The sequence below is a fragment of the Halochromatium roseum genome, from assembly GCF_016653315.1.
Taxonomy (GTDB): domain Bacteria; phylum Pseudomonadota; class Gammaproteobacteria; order Chromatiales; family Chromatiaceae; genus Lamprobacter; species Lamprobacter roseus.
Genome location: NZ_NHSH01000066.1, coordinates 1 through 15,937, shown reverse-complemented (window position 1 = coordinate 15,937; position 15,937 = coordinate 1). Strand labels below are relative to the sequence as shown.

Genomic DNA, 15,937 nt, shown 5'->3' with positions numbered 1-15,937 from the left:
CCCAGACGCTTGCCTCTCCACCTGATCGAGGCCATCGTCCAATCTCAGCCATCAACAACAACGGTCCAACCGATGGGTATCATCAACAACCTCGAATCGATGCGCGCCAGAGGCCAAGACTCGGCGCTGTTGCGTTACAGCCTCGGCAACGAATATCTGAAGCAAGAGCAAGCCGAACAGGCCATCGAGCATCTGGCAGAGGCGACTAGACAAGACCCCAACTATTCAGCGGCCTGGAAGCTCTACGGCAAGGCGCTAACCCAGGCCAGCCGCTATGCCGAGGCCATCGAGGCATTGAACCGCGGCATTGAGGTCGCTGAGACAAAGGGCGATGCTCAGGCAACGAAGGAGATGCGAGTCTTTCTAAAACGCGCTCAGAGCGCTTTGGATGCATCAGGCTGATCGGCGATTTGAAGACAAGTCGCCTTAGGTCTCAGAAGCAGCCGCTGAGGCTGTGACCCGGGCCTCAAAACTGCCTTCCGAAACCCGAATGCGAATCTGAGCGCCAGGCGCGACTTGTTGCGGCCGATAGACCAAGCTGTCCGTCGCGTCGGTCACGATCGCATAGCCCCGCGCCAGGGTGGCCAGCGGACTGCGCGCTTGGAGTCCAGCAGCAAGCATCGCCAAGCGTTCGCGGCGTCGCTCCAGCATGCTCGCGCCGGCATGGAAGAGGCGCTCTTGGGCGAGCGCCAGGCGGTCGGCATCATGGCGCAGCCGATGCACTGGCGAACTCAGCCGCAGGCGCCGCTGCGATCGATCCAAGCGCGCCCTCGCATCCACCAGGCGCCGCGCGATGGCGCGCTCGAGACGGCCCCGCAACTCGTCGACGCGCTGCAGCCGCTGCTCGAGACGGGAGCGCGGATGCAGCAGCTGCAGATGACGCTCAAGTGCTGTTAGGCGCTGGCTCGCCGTTGCCAGCGCGCGCCGCAGCGCGGCCACAAGCCGTAACTCGAGCGTCTGCCGGTGTTGCTGTGCCTGACCGCGGTCAGGCGCCACCAGTTCAGCCGCCGCGGAGGGCGTCGCGCCACGCTGGTCAGCCACCAGATCGGCGAGACTGAAATCGACCTCATGACCGATCCCGGTGACGATCGGCAGCTGCGAAGCAACTATCGCACGCGCCAACGCCTCATCGTTAAACGCCATCAGATCCTCAAGCGACCCGCCACCACGCGCCAAGATCAGTAGATCGCAGTCTCGGCGCCGATTGGCCAGCTCGATCGCCGCAATCAATGCCTCCGCTGCCGCTGCGCCTTGGACCGCGCTGGGGTAGATCAGCACTGGCAGCAGCGGGAAGCGCCGACCGAGCACCGTCAGCAGATCATGCACGGCAGCGCCACTGGCCGAGGTGATCAGCCCAACCTGGCGCGGATAGGCCGGCAGCGGTCGCTTGCGCTCTTCGGCGAAGAGGCCCTCGGCGGCGAGGCGGCGCTTGAGCTGCTCGAGCGCCAAGCGCAGGGCGCCATCGCCAGCGGGCTCCATCTGCTCGACGAGCAGCTGATAGTCACCGCGCGGCTCGTAAAGCCCAACGCGTGCCCGGACCAAGAGTTGCTGGCCATTGGCTGGGCGCAAGCTGAGCAACCGGCGCTTGCCCTTGAACATTGCGCAGCGCACCTGCGAGGCGCCATCCTTGAGGCTGAAGTAGAGGTGGCCAGAGGCCGGCTGCGAGAGGTTGGAGAGCTCGCCCTGCACCCAGAGCAGCGGGAAGCTGCCATCGAGGACCGCGCGCACTTCGGCATTGAGGCGCGAGACGGTATAGATATCGCGCGTATAGTCGATAATGGGCGGCGCTAGGGGCGTTGGCATTGAAGTCTGAACTGCAAGGACTCGTTCAATATGGACGACAGCGAAAGGATCTGATTGCGACAACGAGCTCGCCAAGGCGAGATGACAAAGGCGCGATCGCAGCACCGGACTGACGCATCGCTTGCGCGATGTGGTTGCCGATACCTGGTTGAATTCCTATGATAAGAGGTTAACTTTTCGGAATGTACCGCTGCCAGCGGTCACCGTTCCAGCTGACGCATCGAGGTTTTACCATGCGCTTGATCGAGGAAGCCCTGACCTTCGACGACGTGCTGCTCGTCCCAGCGCATTCGACTGTCACCCCAAACGCGGTCGATCTCAGCACCCTGCTCACGCGCGAGATCGAGCTGAAGATCCCGTTGGTCTCGGCGGCAATGGATACCGTGACCGAATCGCGACTCGCGATTGCCATGGCGCTCGAGGGCGGCATTGGCATCGTGCACAAGAATATGTCCGTCGAGCGCCAAGCGCGCGAGGTACTGGCGGTCAAGAAGTACGAAAGCGGCATCATACGCGACCCGATCACGGTCTCGCCGGATCTGAGTATCGGCGAGGTGCTGGCGCTGACCCGCGCGCACAACATCTCTGGCGTTCCGGTGACTGAAGGGAGTCGGCTGGCCGGTATCGTCACCGGTCGTGATCTGCGCTTCGAGCGCCGGATGGATGCCCCTGTCTCCGCCATTATGACGCCGCGCGAGCGTCTGGTCACCGTCAAAGAGGGCGCCAGCCGCGACGAGGTAGTGGCGTTGCTGCATCAGCATCGGATCGAAAAGCTGCTGGTGGTCAACGATGCCTTCGAGCTGCGCGGGCTGATCACGGTGAAGGATATCCAGAAGGCAACCGACTTCCCGAAGGCCTCGCGTGATTCGCATGAGCGTCTGCGAGTCGGCGCTGCGGTCGCCGTCGGAAAGGGGACCGACGAACGCGTAACCGCGCTGGTCGAGGCTGGCGTCGATGTGCTGGTGGTCGACACCGCCCATGGTCATTCGCAGGGAGTCTTGGATCGCGTGCGCTGGATCAAGCAGCATTTTCCGGATGTACAGGTGATCGGCGGCAACATTGCGACAGCCGCTGCCGCAACCGCCTTGGTCGAGGCTGGCGCTGACGCCGTTAAGGTTGGCATTGGCCCAGGGTCAATCTGCACCACGCGCATCGTCGCTGGGGTTGGCGTGCCACAGATCACGGCAGTCAGCAACGTGACCGGAGCACTCGAAGGTACCGGAGTGCCACTGATCGCCGACGGTGGGCTGCGCTACTCGGGCGATGTCGCCAAGGTGATCGCCGCGGGCGCCCATAGCGTCATGGTCGGCGGGCTCTTCGCCGGCACCGACGAAGCGCCTGGCGAGGTCGAGATCTATCAGGGCCGTTCGTATAAATCGTATCGCGGCATGGGTTCGATTGCCGCCATGGGCCAAAAGGATGGCTCCAGTGATCGCTACTTCCAGGAGCAGACCGATAAGGAGAAGCTGGTGCCGGAGGGCATCGAGGGGCGCGTGCCGTACAAAGGCAGCGTGCTCAATGTAACCACTCAATTGATTGGTGGACTGGCCTCGAGCATGGGCTACACCGGCTGCCGAACCATCGAGGAGATGCGCACCAAGCCGATGTTCGTGCGCGTCAGTGCCGCGGGCATGCGCGAATCGCATGTGCACGATGTGCAAATTACTAAAGAGGCGCCGAACTACCGCATTGATAGCTGAACCTGCCGGAGATGGCTAGCACGACAACGGTTGGCCTTCCGGCTTTCGCCCTCCATTGATCCGGTGACGACCCGATCACCGGAAACGAGATTAACGCGCATTCGGCCGCCCGCTCCTTTGGGCCACTCGAGACCCTCATGTCTAACATCCACGCCGACCGTCTTCTGATCCTCGATTTCGGCTCCCAGTACACTCAGCTGATCGCGCGCCGGGTGCGCGAGGCCGGTGTCTATTGCGAGCTGCATCCCTGGGATATGCCGCCAGAGGCGATCCGTGACTTCAAACCCGCCGGGATTATCCTCTCTGGGGGTCCGCAATCCGCGCATGCACAGGAGACGCCGCGGGCGGCGGACTTGATCTTCGAACTCGGTGTGCCGGTGCTCGGCATCTGTTACGGCATGCAAACCATGGCCGCTCAACTCGGTGGCGAGGTCGCCCCAGCACAGCAGCGTGAGTATGGCTATGCGCAGGTGCGTGCCCGTGGTCATTCACGGCTGCTACGCGATATCGAAGACCAGACCAGCTTAGAAGGCTATGGACTGCTTGATGTCTGGATGAGCCATGGCGATCGCGTTGAGTGCGTGCCGGATGGCTTCTCGGTCATCGCCACGACCACCAACGCACCGCTGGCCGGTATTGCTGACGAGGCGCGTCGATTCTATGGCATCCAGTTCCACCCGGAAGTCACCCATACGCGTCAGGGCCAACGCATCATCGAGCGCTTTTGCCACGAGATCTGCGGCTGCGGCCGGCTGTGGACGCCGTCCAACATCATCGAGGACGCGATCAGCGCCATCCGCGCCCAGACCGGAGATGACGAGGTATTGCTCGGCCTGTCCGGCGGTGTCGATTCATCGGTGGTCGCAGCGCTGCTCCATCGCGCCATCGGCGATCGCCTGACCTGCGTCTTTGTCGACAATGGACTGCTGCGCCATGGCGAAGGCGATCAGGTGATGGCCACCTTCGCACGTCATATGGGGGTGCGCGTGCTGCGGGTCGACGCCGAGGCCCAGTTCCTCGAACAGCTCGCGGGCGTCAGCGATCCAGAGGCAAAACGCAAACGCATTGGTAATACCTTCATCGATGTCTTCGAGGCCGAGGCGGCCAAGCTCCCCGGCGTCAAATGGCTCGCGCAGGGGACAATCTATCCGGATGTGATCGAGTCCGCCGGCGCCAAGACCGGCAAGGCCAAGGTGATTAAATCGCATCACAACGTTGGCGGGCTGCCGGAGCGCATGCGTCTAAGACTGGTCGAGCCGCTGCGCGAGCTGTTCAAGGACGAGGTGCGGCGCATTGGCATCGAGCTCGGCCTGCCCGCTGAGATGGTCTACCGCCATCCCTTCCCCGGCCCCGGCCTCGGCGTGCGCATCCTGGGCGAGGTGCAGAAGGACTCTGCCGATACACTGCGGCTCGCCGACCATCTTTTCATTGAAGAGCTGCGCAGCGCCGAGCTTTATGATCGGATCTCGCAGGCCTTTGCGGTGTTCCTACCGGTCCGCTCGGTCGGCGTGGTTGGCGACAACCGCTGCTACGAACATGTGATTGCACTGCGGGCAGTCGAGACGGTGGACTTCATGACGGCGCGTTGGGCGCATCTGCCCTATGACTTCCTCGAACGGGTCAGCACCCGGATTGTGAATGAGGTACCTGGTGTCTCCCGCGTCGTTTATGATGTGACCGGCAAACCGCCGGGCACGATCGAGTGGGAGTGAGCCAAGCGTTCTCGATGCCAACCACGGGCGGCGCAGTTTCACCGACCGACGATCATGGGTGCCAGCCGCCGCATGAACATTGGATGCAGCGTGCCCTCGAGCTCGCTGAACGGGCCTCCGAGGAGGGCGAGGTTCCGGTTGGCGCACTGGTCGTCCGCGACGGTGAGATCATCGGCGAAGGCTGGAACCAGCCCATCGCGAGCCACGACCCGACCGCCCATGCCGAGATCCAGGCATTACGTGCGGCAGCCCGACTCGCTGAGAACTATCGGCTACCGGGAGCGGACCTCTATGTGACCCTAGAGCCCTGCCCGATGTGTGCCTCAGCCATCGTCCAGGCTCGCATCAGGCACCTCATCTACGGCGCCAGCGACCCCAAGGGCGGCGCCTGCGGCTCGGTGTTCGATCTCCTGCCGTCAGATGGCCGCTTCAATCACCGCACCCTCTGCACCGGTGGTGTGCTCGCTGAAACCTCGAGCGAACTCCTGCGCGCATTCTTCCGCGCCCGACGTTAAACAAGGCTCAGCAACAAGCGGCTCCCCTCGATCAGCGATGCTAGCTGCAGAGGCACAGGGTTGGTCACGTGCCGTGAAGGTTCAGCCAATGTTGCCGGCCGTTCATACTGTTTACGTCAGACGCGTTGACCTCCAGGTCAGCGTTTGGCGCACCTTGCACTGCCTCAGCCACGGCCCTCGTATGGAAATTGCGGTATCATTAGGGGTTTAGTCTCTGCTGCGGTCAACCTTGACGATGGGTACCGAGATCAGCAGTCGATGCCGCTCGTCAAACCAGCATCGCCGCCAGATCAGGATGGCAACCGATCATCCAGAAGGGGCCTACGAGAAGGGACCCACTATCAGTACGCGAAGCGTGATCAGACGATCCTGGCGAGAAACGGCATCGAGCTGATCGAGACGAGGGCTCGGTGGATAATCTGGCGCTGATGTTGCAGCCGGAGCGCGATGTGGAATCTAGGTATCAAGATCATGCAGGTGCGGTTGCTTGCGCTGCTGCTGCCACTCTCGAAAGTGCTGCCCCCAGCCTATCGCTGACGGATTCGCGGGCGCATCCTGCACGGGTACAAGAACCTAAAGAGCTTCGATCTCGCCCTCGACGTCGCCCAGCTCGACGCCAGGCGCCTGCAAAAGCTGTACGCAGCAATCAACATGATCGAGAGGGACGTCGCACAGGTTGATGTATCGCTGGGCTACTCCGACCAGCTCTACCAGCTTCACCGCCATATTGCACTCCTGCAGAACAAGCTGGAACGACTCACTCAAGCCCCGGAAGGGACCGCATGATCAAGCTTCGCACCTATATCTACATCGACTCCCTACAGCCGCAGCTTGCCGAATACCTCGGCACGGTGTCCCAGGGCTTTTTGCCGGTACCCGGCGATGCCTGTATGTGGATCGAAGTCTCACCAGGCATGGCCGTGCATCGGCTCACCGATGTCGCACTCAAGGCAACCCGCGTTCATCTCGGACAGCAGGTTGTGGAGCGCGCATTCGGCTCGATGGTCATCCATCAGCGCGATCAGAGTGACGTCCTCGAGGCCGGTAACGCCGTACTACGTACGCTGCGGGCGCGCGAAGATGACCGGCAAAAGTGCCGAATCGCTTGGAACGAGGTGATCCGCGCAATGACGCCAGATCACACCGTCTTGATCAACCGCCAGAACCGGCGCGGTTCGATGATCCTGCCCGGACAAAGCATGTTCATCTTGGAGACCGAGCCCGCGGGTTACATCGTCTACGCCGCGAATGAGGCCGAGAAAGCGGCCAATATCACCTTAATCGACGTTCGCGCGGTCGGCGCGTTCGGCCGCCTGACCCTCTCCGGTAAAGAGGCCGACATCGACACTGCCGGCCATGCGGCGGTCAATGCCGTTAAGGCGTTGTCTGGGGCTGAGCGACCAAGCGCGACACAATTCTGATGCTAGGCCTGGCTGCAAAACGACCTACACAGGCGGGGTGAAGCAAGTGCAGCGGTTCCAAGGATTAGCCCGACCGACCAACCAACTGCTCGTGTTGTTTTTGAACCAGTTCTAAGAAACTGTTCATCAACCTCTTGCCGATTTGAGGGCCATGGTTGAGCGATTATCTGGAAGTAGAAAATTGACAGCCACTAAGCAGCAGCAGGCGCGTCTTAACAGCACAGATCGTCACCATGCCCTGTTTTTTGCTATACCGGCCGCCATCCCCCACCCGTTTTTACTTACGAAACAGCAGGAAGTAGTTGCCCTGGAGTGCCAGGGGCTCCTTAACCAATTTGAATCCCGCCGCCTCGAGTTCGTCGATCACCTGGACCCGACCAGCGCGCACATGACCCATGACCCAACTCGAACTCAAGCCAGGCATCCGCCGAAAGTCGATCAGCGCCAGGCGTCCATTGGGACGCAGCGCAGAGCGAATCGAGTCGAGCATCAACTGCGGATACTCGAAGTGATGATAGGTGTCGGCGATGAAGACCAGATCAACGCTGTCCGGCGGCAAGTCAACCGTCTGCTGCGAATTGACGATAGGCACCACGTTTCCGAGCCCGAGAGCGTTCGCCCGCACGGCGATCGCATCGATAAATGATGGCGAGATATCGACGGCGTATACGCGACCGGCGGGACCGACGCGTTCGGCGAACAGCATCGTGAAGAGCCCGGTGCCAGCCCCAATATCGGCGACTGAATCACCGGGTTGCAGCTGCAGTGCATCAACAATCTGCGCGCGGCGATCGTACAACTCTCGGCCCTCACGTTCGAAGACAGCCTTCCAGCGCTCCGGGTCGGCGTCCAAATAATGCTGGTTGATTTCAGGCTCAACAGCAGGGGCGGTCGTCGTCGCACCAAGTGCTGGTAACACCATTGCAGCGGCAAGGACGGCAATTGTGACGACAAGCCTGGGGCGAGCAACATGCGACATGGCAAGCAGCATCTCTCTATCAGGGGACTAACGAGCAGGACTAACGAGCAGGACTAACGAGCAGGACTAACGAGCAGGACTAACCAGCAGAGCAAACAAGCGTTAATGCTCTTTGACCGGTTAGGCTCGTTCTGGGTTTCATCCTCTCGCGCACGATTGAAATAATCGCTTAGGAGTCATGGATTCTGATGATCAGTATCAGTACAGCGAGACCGGCAACAGACCTACGCCTCCATAACGGCAGGCTGCTATTGAGCCCAGAAGACCCGCTAGCTGCAGCCCCCAGCCAAAGCCTGGCCGCACAGCTGCTCGATGGCGGTCTGATCGCGACAGCATCGCCGGCGAGCACCATACGGTTCGCGCCAGGCGAGCGTTTGTTCGAGTACTTCGGCTTTACGGGCTGCGCCGTGCAGCTCGGCCAGGGGCCAGATAAAGGTCCGGGGCTCACAATCGATATCGATGGGCCATTCGATACGCCAAGGTTGCGTCTTGGCCGCAATACCCGCCCACCTCGCTGCGCTCAGTGTCGACGCCCTTTAGTAGACTGGCAGCAACAGATTGACCAGACCGTCAATGGCGAACCGCCGATACTGCATTGCACCAGCTGTGGCGCTGACGCACCGAGCTGGTCCTGGGACTGGGGGCGCCAAGGCGGTGGCGGACGTCTCTTCGTTAATCTTGAACCGGTCTTCCCGGGCGAGGGTCGGCCGTTACCCGCCCTCTTCAAACTGTTTGAGCAGATCGAATTGGGTCCCTGGCGGTACTTTTATGTCCAGGATGAGTCCGACACAGGTTAGGCCGAAGAGCACTGCAACCGAACTGTCGAAGGATGGCGGCAATGTGCCGGAAACCCGTCTGCCCCCCAGCATGATCAAGCTTCTGTCGCGAGGCCAGATCGCAACGCAGCCACAGCTCCCGCTTCGGGCGCTTGCAGATCGACGCCGTCCGGAAGTTCGACCTCCATGCTGATTGGAAGATGATCTGACAACGCGTAGTCGAGAACACGCGCAGCATTAATGCGCAAATGCGGCGAAACTAGAATGTGATCGAGGTTACGCTCCGGACGCCAGCTCGGAAAGGTCTTCAGCTCGCAGTCGAGGCCGCGCAGACCTGCTGCAGCGATCGCAGCGCGCAACAGTCGAGATCCGCATCCGCAGTTGAAATCGCCCATCAGGACGATCATTCGGTAGTTTCGAGCAATATCGACCAAATAATCGAGCTGGCGGCGCTGAGCTCGACGCCCAAGGGCGAGATGGAGCACACAGACTGCGAACGGCTCGTTGGCGTTGGTTGGGAATTCGACCACCATGGCGCCACGGCCGGGGAGTCCAGGTAGCTTGTGCTCGGTCACGGCTCCCGGACGGATTCGACTCAGGAGTCCATTGCTATGCCGAGCGAGATGGCCAAGCTCACGGTTGACCTGCGACATCCAGTAGGGGTAACCAGCTTCCTGCGCAAGATACTTCGCCTGATCGATATAAGCGCTCCGCAGACTTCCGGCATCGACCTCTTGGAGCCCGATAATGTCAAAGCCTTGTAGTAGAGCGCCGATGCTTGCGAGATTGCGTTGCCGCGCCGCATGCGGAATCAGATGTTTCCAACTGTTGGCGAAATAGTCGCGATAGCGCCGCGATTCGATGCCCGCCTGGATGTTATAGGTGAGCAGGCGGAGGCTATTCACTGTGCCCTCGTGCGGCCCCGCAATGATTCTAGGCCCAGCAGTTTCAAGGCCAAGTCGTCGCCAAGCATGATGCGCAGATCAGGTGGACAGTGCGAGGCTGGCGATGAACGCCAACCTCGCCTATGGCGAAAGCCAGATAGTGAGTCTAGACCAGCAACAGCTTGATTGATGTGCTCAGCTACTGGCTGAGCCCTTCGATATAGGCAGCCACCGCCTCGATCTCGTCGTCCTTCAGATTTGCAGCGACCCCGCGCATCATCCCATTGGGATCATTAGCCCGCTCTGCGCTCCGGAAGTAACCAAGCGTTTGGGCGGTATATTCCGAGTACTGGCCAGCAATCCGCGGAAACCGAGCAAGATTACTGCCAAGCCCTGCTGGGCCGTGGCAGCCAGAGCAGGCAGGGACGCCGGTCGCCGCGTTCCCAGCGCGATAGATGCGTTCACCCTTCGCCACCAGTTCCTCTTCGGCGGTACCGCCAGATTGAGGCAGACTCGAATAGTAGGCGGCCATATTGCGCATCTCTTCATCGCTCAGAGGCATCGCCATCGGCGACATCTGCGCGTTCCAGCGATCGCCGTTCTTAAAGTTCTGTAGCTGTTTGTAGATGTATCGCGGATGCTGACCGGCGAGCTTCGGCCAGACCGGCTGGCCCGGGATACCATTACCATCAAGACCATGACAGGCCTGACAAATTTGGCCAGCCTTCTCTTTCCCTTTCTGCACATCGCCGCCGATATCGGTCGATAGCTCGCTCGCAGATACGGCATTGATGCCGACCAGCGTAAGCATGGTGGAGGAAAAGATTCCGGCGATCAGCGATGTCTTCATAGTCACTACCGTTGCGTCGATATTCGTGGATGGCGGGCCACCGGCTTGAGCCTTGACCATGCAAATCCAGGTATATATATCAGAAATTAACAATTTAGGTCAACGCATCAACCCGGACGCCCGGGCTCGATGCCTGTGCAGGCTAGAGACGACCTGCCGTCAGAGAAGTTCCTACAAAGCTGCGAGCAGAACTCGCGAGCAGGCGGCGGTCTCAGCCTCGACATAGACTGCAATCATCACGTGGGTTGCAACCTAGCTTTGGTTGGTCTCGCCAAGGTGACGACGCAAGATCGCGCCGATCTCTTCAGCCGGCGTCGCATGGTCGAGCACCTCATCCAAGCGACCGGATTGATCGATCACGTAGGTATAAGCTGAATGGTCGAGCGTGTATTCCATCGCCGAGCCGCCTGCATCACTTCGTTGGTAAGCCGCACCGTACTGCTGAGCGGCAGCAGCCAGCTCCTGTGCCGACCCAGTCAGTCCAAGCATGCTCGGGTGAAAATACTGGACGTAATCAGCGAGGCGCTCTGGGGTATCCCGTTCAGGATCGACGCTAACGAAGAGTACCTGCACTTGGTCGAGCTCGTCAGCATCCAGCCCCCGCAGTGCGAGCGCGATGATGGCCAGATTGGTCGGGCAAATGTCTGGGCAGAAGGTATAGCCAAAGTAGAGAAGGACCACCTGACCCTTGAAATCCGATAGCTTGACTGGTCCCTCAGCCGAACTCAACTTAAAATCCCCCCCGAGCGGACGAGCCTCCAGCTCCAGCGGACTATGGCCCATCTTGCCGACTGGAGCAGGCTCCCAGACAAGCCACAACCAAAGCAACAGGCTGCCTAGGAGCATGATTACGATAAAAGGGATCGATTTCGACATCGCGCGGTTCGGATATGGGCTCGTGGACTCAAACGGGTGGACCCAAACGGGAGCAACGATTGCAACGAACTAACCCGAATGCTACCGCGCCACCAAGGTTGGCAAAGCGTTGATAAGCGGTTGATAAATCGCTCAAGATTCACGTAATCGCGCTTAACGTATCGTTCCATCCCTGAGGATGGAGAGATTGCTTAGCGATCACCTGCCCGACTCGAACAGGCTAAACCTAAGTGGCTGCCCATTTTCTGCTTCCCGATAATCGCCCATCATGGCCCCTCAAATCGGCAAGTCGTTGATGGACAGTTGCTAAGCTGAGCAGTTTCCCTATTTCGCCCCAGCGGCACCATGAGGATGCGCAAATAGCCACAGCCCGAGCTGCCCAGCACGGAACCTTCGCTAGAGCCAGGGTGACCGTGAAACAAGCGAAGCGCTTCATCGCCCGAGGTGGCGATGCACTCTATAAGCTCAGAGAGCTGTCGCACGATGCCTGACCGCCAGCTCAATGTAGTGCTGAGCCGCGTAGTCCAGATACTCGAACTCAAGGTCGGTCAACGTCCGAGCCGGCTTGGCTGGGGCCCCGATGTACATAAAGCCGCTTTGCAAGACCTTGCCGGGCGGCACGACCGCGCCGGCTGCCAGCATCAGTCGAGGACGCAAGACGGCCCGATCCAGCACCCTGGCGCCAATACCGATCAAACAGTGATCATGCACTTCGCAGCCGTGTAAGGTCGCTTGGTGTCCAATGGTGACGCGCTCGTGGACTATTGTCGGCGCACCACCAGGTAGAAAACGACTGTCGTGCGAGACGTGGAGCACCGAGCCATCCTGAACGTTACTGCCAGCGCCGATGAAGATGCGGTGGATGTCGCCACGCAGTACTGCAGTCGGCCAAACCGAGGCCTGCGGCTGAATCTCGACATTACCGATGACAACAGCGGTCTCGTCAATCCAGGCATCAGCCGCAATACGCGGCTCGAGCCCCTGATAACTCCTGACGTTGTTCATCGCGCTATCCTGATTCCTCTAGGCTGATCGATACTGACCGAGATGCTACCACGACCCCAGCCCGCTGCTGTGGTTCTGTAGGCGCTTTGATATGCTGTTGGCCACAATGAAGCAACCCGCGAACCGGTGCTGAAGATGCGGTTGTCTAGCCTGGCCATGTGCCTCCTTTTATCGACGATGGTCTCCCCTGCGAGTGCCGAGTCACCTTTTGTCTTCGGGCCCGAAGAGGTCGTCCCGAAAAGCATCAAACCCGGAGCTAAATGGATGGAAGGGGCTGTGAGCTTGCCAGCATGGCCGAAGGATGTGAATCTCATTGAGATCCGCCTGGACCGCGCCGATGCGCTTTTCACCTACTCGATCGATCGTGCCAGCCTCGCAACCGGTCGCGACGGCGTGGTTCGCTATACCATCGTCGCTGAAGCGAGCGGCGGCGCACGTAACGTCACCTTCGAGGGCATTCGTTGCACGCCCAACGGCGCTTACCGCATCTATGCCTTCGGTCACAGCGGGACTTTCAAGCTCGCGACCGGCGGAGACGACTGGCAGCCAATCGGAGTATCGGCAAGCGATACCGCACGCAAAGAACTCTGGCGGCACTACCTGTGCGTACCTCGGCTATTCAAACCCCGACCAAAGCGAGATCAGCTTCGGATGTTGCGCACTGGACGGGTGCCAGAGATCGAAAACAGTGGCTTTCTCACAAACTAGGCCGAATCAGGCCGGTTTGAACCGGTTTGAAACAGCGGCCAGGAACCGGCATCTCAGGCACTACACATGGCGCAGAAACGCGCCCGCTAACCCTGCTAGGACCCTATGCCAAATCCGCTCCTTAACGACCTACCTCATCCTATCTTCAACGCAATCAGACCGGAGCATGTCGAACCCGCGATCGAGCAACGCATCAGCGATGGCAGGCGTCTGGTCCAGCGCCTCACCGCGGACACGACCCCGGCAACCTGGGACTCATTCGTCCAACCGATCGAAGAAGAAGACGACCGACTTGCGCGCGCCTGGTCGCCCATCAGCCATCTCAACGCCGTCATGAGTTCCGACGAGTTACGGGTAGCCTATAACGCCTGCCTCCCCAAGCTCAGCGAGTACGCCACCGAAATGGGCCATAACGAGTCCATTTATTATGGCTACAAGCAGGTCTTGGAGACCGACGACCTAGATCCAGCACAGCGTAAGATGCTCACGAACGCGCTCAGGGACATGCACCTCGCAGGCGTCGATCTGCCGCCGGAGTCTAAGGCACGTTTTAAAGAGATCAACCGAGAATTATCTCGTCTCAGCGCCAAATACGAGGAGAACCTGCTTGATGCCACCCATGCATGGCATAAGCACCTCACCAACCTCGACACACTCGACGGCCTGCCTGAATCTGCTATCGGGCTGGCCAAGCACTTGGCGGAAGAACGTGATCTGAAGGGCTGGGTGCTGACCCTGGATCTCCCATCTTACCTTCCAGTGATGAAGTACGCGCACAATCGCGAGATCAGGCGGGAGCTGTACGAAGCCTACTCAACTCGTGCCTCAGATCAGGGGCCGAACGCTGGGCGCTGGGACAACACCGAGGTCATCGAGGCGCTGCTTGCACTGCGCCATGAGCAAGCGAAACTGCTGGGATTCGACAACTTCGCTGAGGTATCACTCGAACCCAAAATGGCTCGGAGCACCACAGAGGTCATGGCCTTCCTCGAGGACCTCGCACAACGCTCTGCGCCGCAAGCACGCCGCGAAATGGATAGCCTCCAAGCATTCGCTCGCGCCAACGGCGGCCCTGAGCAGCTCGAAGCATGGGACGTCGCCTACTGGTCTGAGCGACTGCGACAGTCTCAATACGCCATTAGCGACGAAGAACTAAAACCCTATTTTGCATTGGATCAGGTTCTCCAAGGCATGTTCCAGATTGCGGAACGCCTATTCGATGTCCATATCAAGCCGACACCAGGCGAAGCCGAAGTCTGGCATCCAGACGTTAGCTTTTATCACATCACCAATGGCAATGGTGAACAGATTGCGCAGTTCTATCTTGACCCATTCGCGAGGCAAAAAAAGCGCGGCGGGGCATGGATGGATGTCTGTACCAATCGACTGATGAGCAAACATCAACATCAGCTCCCAATTGCCTACCTGGTCTGCAATTTTACCCCTGCCGTGAATGGCCAGCCTACCCTTCTGACGCATGACGAAGTGCAGACCCTATTCCATGAGTTTGGGCATGGTTTGCATCATATGCTGACTCGCGTCGACTATCCGGCTGTGGCCGGTATCAACGGCGTACCCTGGGATGCAGTCGAGCTGCCAAGTCAATTTCTCGAAAATTGGTGTTGGGAGCGCGAAGCATTGGATCTCTTTGCGACCCATTGGGAGACCGGGCAACAACTACCTGAAGCGCTTTATCGGCGCATGCGATCGGCCCGCAACTTTCAGTCCGCCATGCAAACGGTGCGGCAGCTAGAATTCGCCCTGTTCGACTTCCGCCTCCATCTCGAGTATGCACCAGAAACAGGGAGCCGCTTCTCGGAGATCTTGGCTGAGGTCAGAAGCAAGTTATCACCGATCCAGCCGCCAGCCTTCAATCGCTTCGCTCACGGCTTTTCACACATCTTTGCCGGTGGCTACGCTGCTGGCTATTACAGCTATAAATGGGCAGAACTGTTGGCCGCGGACGCTTTCTCACTATTCGAAGAGCGTGGCATACTCGATGTGCAGAGCGGACGGGCATTCCGCGAGCACATCCTCGAACGCGGCGGCTCCGCCGACCTCATGGAACTCTATATCGGCTTTCGCGGCCGTGAGCCCACCATTGATGCACTCCTTCGGCACACCGGCATTATTAGCAATGAGATAAAGCAAAACGCGGAACTCACAGTCTAGGCAGATTGCTATAACGTCGGTAAAGATTTTACCAGTGGCTCCATAGCCACTGGGCTCAGGTAGAGTACTGAGATAATCTAAAGCCTAGTGACGCCCTTGAAATATGTTTATTGATATCCTGAACGCCTTACCGCAAAAAAGCCATGGACAATTTACCATCTGATTAAATCAGCAAAAAATAAAAAAACCCACTCATAAAATTTATGAGTGGGTTTTTTAGCCAATATGGCAAAATAAACCCTGGCGATGACCTACTTTCGCATGGGGAGGCCCCACACTATCATCGGCGATGCACCGTTTCACTGCTGAGTTCGGTATGGGATCAGGTGGTTCCAGTGCTCTGTGGTCGCCAGGAAAAGCGGAGACACATCGGGTATTGAGCCGATGGCCTGTTGTTCGGTGAGATCGAGGAGGTGCGAGCGGCGTGCGCTCAGCAGTCCAAAATGTTTGGGTGTTATATGGTCAAGCCACACGGTCAATTAGTACAGGTTAGCTTCACTGGTTACCCAGCTTCCACACCCTGCCTATCAACGTCG

At 59.3% G+C, this 15,937-nt stretch carries 15 protein-coding genes and 2 rRNA genes; 8 read left to right on the top strand and 9 right to left on the bottom strand.

All coding sequences use genetic code 11. The annotated features are described in order from the left end of the window. Window positions 1–72: 72 nt before the first annotated feature. Window positions 73–402 carry a tetratricopeptide repeat protein gene (locus CCR96_RS17965; protein WP_201221871.1) on the top strand — a complete coding sequence of 110 codons (330 nt, stop codon included), beginning with the start codon at window positions 73–75 and terminating at the stop codon, window positions 400–402. A gap of 24 nt (window positions 403–426) precedes the next feature. Here the strand turns inward: CCR96_RS17965 and xseA are convergent, their stop codons facing one another. Continuing rightward, a complete protein-coding gene (xseA, locus tag CCR96_RS17960) occupies window positions 427–1,803 on the bottom strand; it encodes an exodeoxyribonuclease VII large subunit (RefSeq protein WP_201221869.1) in 1,377 nt (458 codons plus the stop codon). Between the two features lie 233 nt (window positions 1,804–2,036). On the opposite strand from xseA, the gene guaB reads away from it, so the two are divergent. The 3 genes from guaB to tadA all read left to right on the top strand — a co-directional run bounded on the left by guaB (window position 2,037) and on the right by tadA (window position 5,730). Then, complete coding sequence (guaB, locus tag CCR96_RS17955) at window positions 2,037–3,503, top strand: IMP dehydrogenase (RefSeq protein ID WP_201221867.1); 1,467 nt, start codon at window positions 2,037–2,039, stop codon at window positions 3,501–3,503. A gap of 137 nt (window positions 3,504–3,640) precedes the next feature. Beyond that, on the top strand, window positions 3,641–5,215 hold the full coding sequence (guaA, locus tag CCR96_RS17950) for a glutamine-hydrolyzing GMP synthase (RefSeq protein ID WP_201221865.1): 1,575 nt from the start codon (window positions 3,641–3,643) through the stop codon (window positions 5,213–5,215). An 83-nt stretch (window positions 5,216–5,298) separates the two neighbouring features. Next, the gene (tadA, locus tag CCR96_RS17945) at window positions 5,299–5,730 is read left to right on the top strand and encodes a tRNA adenosine(34) deaminase TadA (protein ID WP_201221863.1); all 432 of its coding nucleotides are present in this window, start codon (window positions 5,299–5,301) and stop codon (window positions 5,728–5,730) included. A 573-nt stretch (window positions 5,731–6,303) separates the two neighbouring features. On the opposite strand, the gene CCR96_RS17940 is transcribed toward tadA, so the two are convergent. Continuing rightward, window positions 6,304–6,456 (bottom strand): hypothetical protein, encoded by a 153-nt coding sequence (locus CCR96_RS17940; RefSeq protein ID WP_201221861.1) that lies wholly within the window; start codon window positions 6,454–6,456, stop codon window positions 6,304–6,306. Window positions 6,457–6,512: 56 nt separating this feature from the next. On the opposite strand from CCR96_RS17940, the gene CCR96_RS17935 reads away from it, so the two are divergent. Further along, window positions 6,513–7,151, top strand: coding sequence for a BMC domain-containing protein (locus CCR96_RS17935; RefSeq protein ID WP_200247361.1), 639 nt, complete (start codon window positions 6,513–6,515; stop codon window positions 7,149–7,151). A 277-nt stretch (window positions 7,152–7,428) separates the two neighbouring features. Here CCR96_RS17935 and CCR96_RS17930 read toward each other — a convergent pair whose 3' ends face one another. Continuing rightward, on the bottom strand, window positions 7,429–8,142 hold the full coding sequence (locus CCR96_RS17930; RefSeq protein ID WP_242519186.1) for a class I SAM-dependent methyltransferase: 714 nt from the start codon (window positions 8,140–8,142) through the stop codon (window positions 7,429–7,431). A gap of 176 nt (window positions 8,143–8,318) precedes the next feature. On the opposite strand from CCR96_RS17930, the gene CCR96_RS17925 reads away from it, so the two are divergent. Further along, on the top strand, window positions 8,319–8,927 hold the full coding sequence (locus tag CCR96_RS17925; RefSeq protein WP_201221859.1) for a hypothetical protein: 609 nt from the start codon (window positions 8,319–8,321) through the stop codon (window positions 8,925–8,927). A 74-nt stretch (window positions 8,928–9,001) separates the two neighbouring features. Here the strand turns inward: CCR96_RS17925 and CCR96_RS17920 are convergent, their stop codons facing one another. From CCR96_RS17920 to CCR96_RS17905, 4 genes are all read right to left on the bottom strand, one after another. Beyond that, window positions 9,002–9,811 carry an endonuclease/exonuclease/phosphatase family protein gene (locus CCR96_RS17920; protein ID WP_201221857.1) on the bottom strand — a complete coding sequence of 270 codons (810 nt, stop codon included), beginning with the start codon at window positions 9,809–9,811 and terminating at the stop codon, window positions 9,002–9,004. A gap of 178 nt (window positions 9,812–9,989) precedes the next feature. Further along, entirely contained in the window at window positions 9,990–10,733 is a 744-nt protein-coding gene (locus CCR96_RS17915; protein ID WP_338035908.1) for a c-type cytochrome, read from the bottom strand. 159 nt (window positions 10,734–10,892) lie between these two features. Then, the gene (locus tag CCR96_RS17910; RefSeq protein WP_201221855.1) at window positions 10,893–11,516 is read right to left on the bottom strand and encodes an SCO family protein; all 624 of its coding nucleotides are present in this window, start codon (window positions 11,514–11,516) and stop codon (window positions 10,893–10,895) included. 465 nt (window positions 11,517–11,981) lie between these two features. Beyond that, on the bottom strand, window positions 11,982–12,521 hold the full coding sequence (locus CCR96_RS17905) for a gamma carbonic anhydrase family protein (RefSeq protein ID WP_201221853.1): 540 nt from the start codon (window positions 12,519–12,521) through the stop codon (window positions 11,982–11,984). A gap of 264 nt (window positions 12,522–12,785) precedes the next feature. On the opposite strand from CCR96_RS17905, the gene CCR96_RS17900 reads away from it, so the two are divergent. After that, a complete protein-coding gene (locus tag CCR96_RS17900) occupies window positions 12,786–13,229 on the top strand; it encodes a CNP1-like family protein (RefSeq protein ID WP_242519185.1) in 444 nt (147 codons plus the stop codon). A gap of 105 nt (window positions 13,230–13,334) precedes the next feature. After that, window positions 13,335–15,401 carry a M3 family metallopeptidase gene (locus CCR96_RS17895; RefSeq protein ID WP_201221849.1) on the top strand — a complete coding sequence of 689 codons (2,067 nt, stop codon included), beginning with the start codon at window positions 13,335–13,337 and terminating at the stop codon, window positions 15,399–15,401. Window positions 15,402–15,639: 238 nt separating this feature from the next. On the opposite strand, the gene rrf is transcribed toward CCR96_RS17895, so the two are convergent. Both rrf and CCR96_RS17885 read right to left on the bottom strand, forming a co-directional pair. Continuing rightward, window positions 15,640–15,755: ribosomal RNA gene (gene rrf, locus CCR96_RS17890) — 5S ribosomal RNA — on the bottom strand. A gap of 104 nt (window positions 15,756–15,859) precedes the next feature. After that, window positions 15,860–15,937, bottom strand: a 23S ribosomal RNA gene (locus CCR96_RS17885); the annotation flags it as partial.

Excerpts from the sequence above, each read along its gene's own strand:
- tadA (WP_201221863.1), top strand. The coding sequence starts at position 5,299 with ATGCAGCGTGCCCTCGAGCTCGCTGAACGGGCCTCCGAGGAGGGCGAG.
- xseA (WP_201221869.1), bottom strand. The coding sequence starts at position 1,803 with ATGCCAACGCCCCTAGCGCCGCCCATTATCGACTATACGCGCGATATC.
- CCR96_RS17965 (WP_201221871.1), top strand. The coding sequence starts at position 73 with ATGGGTATCATCAACAACCTCGAATCGATGCGCGCCAGAGGCCAAGAC.
- CCR96_RS17895 (WP_201221849.1), top strand. The coding sequence starts at position 13,335 with ATGCCAAATCCGCTCCTTAACGACCTACCTCATCCTATCTTCAACGCA.
- guaB (WP_201221867.1), top strand. The coding sequence starts at position 2,037 with ATGCGCTTGATCGAGGAAGCCCTGACCTTCGACGACGTGCTGCTCGTC.
- guaA (WP_201221865.1), top strand. The coding sequence starts at position 3,641 with ATGTCTAACATCCACGCCGACCGTCTTCTGATCCTCGATTTCGGCTCC.
- CCR96_RS17930 (WP_242519186.1), bottom strand. The coding sequence starts at position 8,142 with ATGCTGCTTGCCATGTCGCATGTTGCTCGCCCCAGGCTTGTCGTCACA.
- CCR96_RS17910 (WP_201221855.1), bottom strand. The coding sequence starts at position 11,516 with ATGTCGAAATCGATCCCTTTTATCGTAATCATGCTCCTAGGCAGCCTG.
- CCR96_RS17925 (WP_201221859.1), top strand. The coding sequence starts at position 8,319 with ATGATCAGTATCAGTACAGCGAGACCGGCAACAGACCTACGCCTCCAT.
- CCR96_RS17905 (WP_201221853.1), bottom strand. The coding sequence starts at position 12,521 with ATGAACAACGTCAGGAGTTATCAGGGGCTCGAGCCGCGTATTGCGGCT.
- CCR96_RS17900 (WP_242519185.1), top strand. The coding sequence starts at position 12,786 with ATGGAAGGGGCTGTGAGCTTGCCAGCATGGCCGAAGGATGTGAATCTC.
- CCR96_RS17935 (WP_200247361.1), top strand. The coding sequence starts at position 6,513 with ATGATCAAGCTTCGCACCTATATCTACATCGACTCCCTACAGCCGCAG.
- CCR96_RS17940 (WP_201221861.1), bottom strand. The coding sequence starts at position 6,456 with ATGGCGGTGAAGCTGGTAGAGCTGGTCGGAGTAGCCCAGCGATACATC.